Source organism: Segatella copri (assembly GCF_002224675.1).
GTDB lineage: Bacteria > Bacteroidota > Bacteroidia > Bacteroidales > Bacteroidaceae > Prevotella > Prevotella copri_U.
Map to the genome: position 1 here is coordinate 1 of NZ_NMPZ01000055.1, position 2,647 is coordinate 2,647.

Annotated in this window: 2 protein-coding genes; one reads left to right on the forward strand and one right to left on the reverse strand. The window is 42.7% G+C overall.

Going from position 1 to position 2,647, the window contains the following annotated elements; all coding sequences use genetic code 11:
• The first annotated feature begins 111 nt into the window (after positions 1–111).
• Positions 112–1,692 carry an IS66 family transposase gene (gene tnpC, locus CFT61_RS16190; RefSeq protein ID WP_089545419.1) on the forward strand — a complete coding sequence of 527 codons (1,581 nt, stop codon included), beginning with the start codon at positions 112–114 and terminating at the stop codon, positions 1,690–1,692.
• A 71-nt stretch (positions 1,693–1,763) separates the two neighbouring features.
• Here tnpC and CFT61_RS16195 read toward each other — a convergent pair whose 3' ends face one another.
• Positions 1,764–2,438 (reverse strand): hypothetical protein, encoded by a 675-nt coding sequence (locus CFT61_RS16195; protein ID WP_142990666.1) that lies wholly within the window; start codon positions 2,436–2,438, stop codon positions 1,764–1,766.
• Positions 2,439–2,647 lie beyond the last annotated feature (209 nt).

Sequence of the window (2,647 nt, forward strand, 5' to 3'; positions counted from 1 at the left end):
CAATCTATAGTAGCGGTAGGAAAATATTAACATATTGTATATCAATAAAATAGCTAAAAATAATATATAAGAATACTTGCATATCTCGATATTTTTTCGTACCTTTGCACTATGACAAAGGACGAAATTATAGTACTTTTGAAGGAACAACTTCAGCTTGCCAACGAACAACTTCAGCAAGCTAATACTACAGTGAGTTCGCTGACCCTGCAGGTCAACGAACTCATTGAACGTATAAAGTCATTAGAAGAACTACTCATCCAGAAAGGAATCGCCATCGGCAAGGTGAATCGTCAGAACAAGGCTCTCGGCAAGCTCGTTTCAGGCAAGAAGTCCGAACGTCAGGAGAAGAATCCACAAGACTCGATGACCCAGGAGGAATTTGACAAGAAGAAAGAAGAGCAGGCCGAAAAGAGAAAGGCACGCAAAAACAATGGTGCCAAGCGTGACATGCATTACGAGATGAAAGAGGTGCATGTTACGATAGATCCAGTCATGGATGCAGAGCTTTTGAAGACGTTGCGTCTCTTCGGAACTCGTACCTGTATACGTTACAGCATGGAACCCATCAAATTCATCAAGACCGTGTATCACATCAACACTTATACGGATGGAAGTATCATGTATCCGGGGAAGACTCCGCCGGCTCTGCTGTTGAATTCTTCCTATTCACCTTCCTTTGCAGCAGGTCTCCTGCAGATGCGATACATCTATTCCATGCCGGTAGAGCGAATTACCAAATACTTTGCCGACAATGGGTTTACGTTAAGGAAAGCTACGGCAAACAAGCTGATTGCCAGAAGTGCTGATGTACTGGAAAACTTCTATAAGGCTATCTGCCAAGTAGTGTTGCAGCAGGATTATGTCTCGGCAGACGAGACATACCATAAAGTGCTGTTAGCCAAGACAAAGCCTACAGACAAGGGGTCGAAGAAAGGCTACCTCTGGGCTGTAAGTGCGCCTGAACTGGGACTTGTCTTCTTCGTATATGAGGATGGTTCACGCTCTGAGCAGGTCATACTTAACGTATTCTCAGATTATAAAGGTACCATACAGAGTGATGCATATGCTCCTTACCGGAAACTGGAGTCGGATGCTTATCCGGACATCATGAGAATCGCCTGTCTACAGCATGTCAAGAGAGACTTCATCGACTGCGGCAAGGAGGACAAGGATGCTCAGGAAGTCGTAGATATCATCAACAGGTTTTATCAAGAAGACAAAAAACATAAGGTTGGGGTAAATGGATGGACCGTTGAAGACCATCTTGCCTATCGGCAGTCATACGCACCAGACATTTTGCAGGATTTATTGGAGAAACTGGAGGAAATATCTTCCAGGAAGGATTTGCTGCCCAAGTCTACCCTGGCGCAGGCGGTCGGCTATGCCCTTAATGAGTATAATGCCATTTGTGACATCTTCAAAAGAGGTGATACGGCTCTCGATAACAACTACATTGAAAGGATCCAGAGGTACATATCACTATCAAGAAGAAACTCTATGTTCTTTGGCTCGCACGAAGGAGCAAGACGGGGAGCTATCCTATATTCTATAGCTATTTCATGCAAGTTGAATGGCATTAATCTGTTTGAATACATTAGCGATGTCATAGAAAAGACCATTGAATGGCAACCGAATACCCCACTGGAGAAATATAGAGACTTACTTCCTGACCGATGGAAAAAGCAGTAGCAGCATTTATTTAATCAGCTGTTACTGCTTTTTTTGAATTATGCAAGGTATAAACGCGGAGCCGCTTACATTTAAAACTTACTGTTGTCTGGGACTGAATTGTCTGCGTTCAAATCATAGTTGTAGGACTCTTGCATCTTTTTCAGCTCATCATCGGTCAGACGCTTATAGACAATCATGGCATAAACAGGTTTGTAACCATTGTCCCCATCGCTGATTGTGGCAATCTTCTGTATGGTGTACATCAATGTTCTGCCGTCCGATTCTACAAGTTTGAGAATCTGCTGGTATTGGTCAACAGTTGCCGATTTGTCGTTTCCGCAAAGGATGAAACCTTTGGTTGCATCATACGACCATGAAACATTTCGGAAGCAAAAAGCAGGCTTCGCATCCATGTAGAAATACTGAACGAGCTGCTGCGACGATTCAAACCAATAGTGGGTAGGACTGCCTCCAACCATGTCTTTCCAAAACTCCTCTTTGCTCAATTTACCATTAGCCAGCACCTCGTAAGTGGCTATTGACTTCCAGCCATAGTTCAAGACCTTGCTTTGTACTTCGCCTCTGGTAATTGGCTTAGCACCCTTGAGGACACAACATCCCTCATCGTCGATGGTATAGGTCTGGGAGAAAAGGCTCATGTCCAGCTTGCTGTCCTCAACGATTAAACCCTCTGAGTTCTCACAACTTCCCAATAAGAGGGAACAAGCAATTGTGAGTACGAATGATAAAAACTTCTTAGTCATAATTATAAGCAGTTAAGATTTGACATATAGGCAGACAATGAACTATTGCAGTAAATGCCATCAATTACTACTGCCTGTGATATTCAGGTACAAATATACGAAAGTATCAGCAAAAATGTACTTTCTTTAAGTTTTTTTATATTAAAAACGCTCACTCTTCACCCGCCGTAATCTATAAGAAGGATGCTGTAGAAACGGAAAAATTAATA

Bases quoted from the DNA above. Each gene is read 5' to 3' on its own strand.
- tnpC (WP_089545419.1), top strand. From the start codon at position 112: ATGACAAAGGACGAAATTATAGTACTTTTGAAGGAACAACTTCAGCTT.
- CFT61_RS16195 (WP_142990666.1), bottom strand. From the start codon at position 2,438: ATGACTAAGAAGTTTTTATCATTCGTACTCACAATTGCTTGTTCCCTC.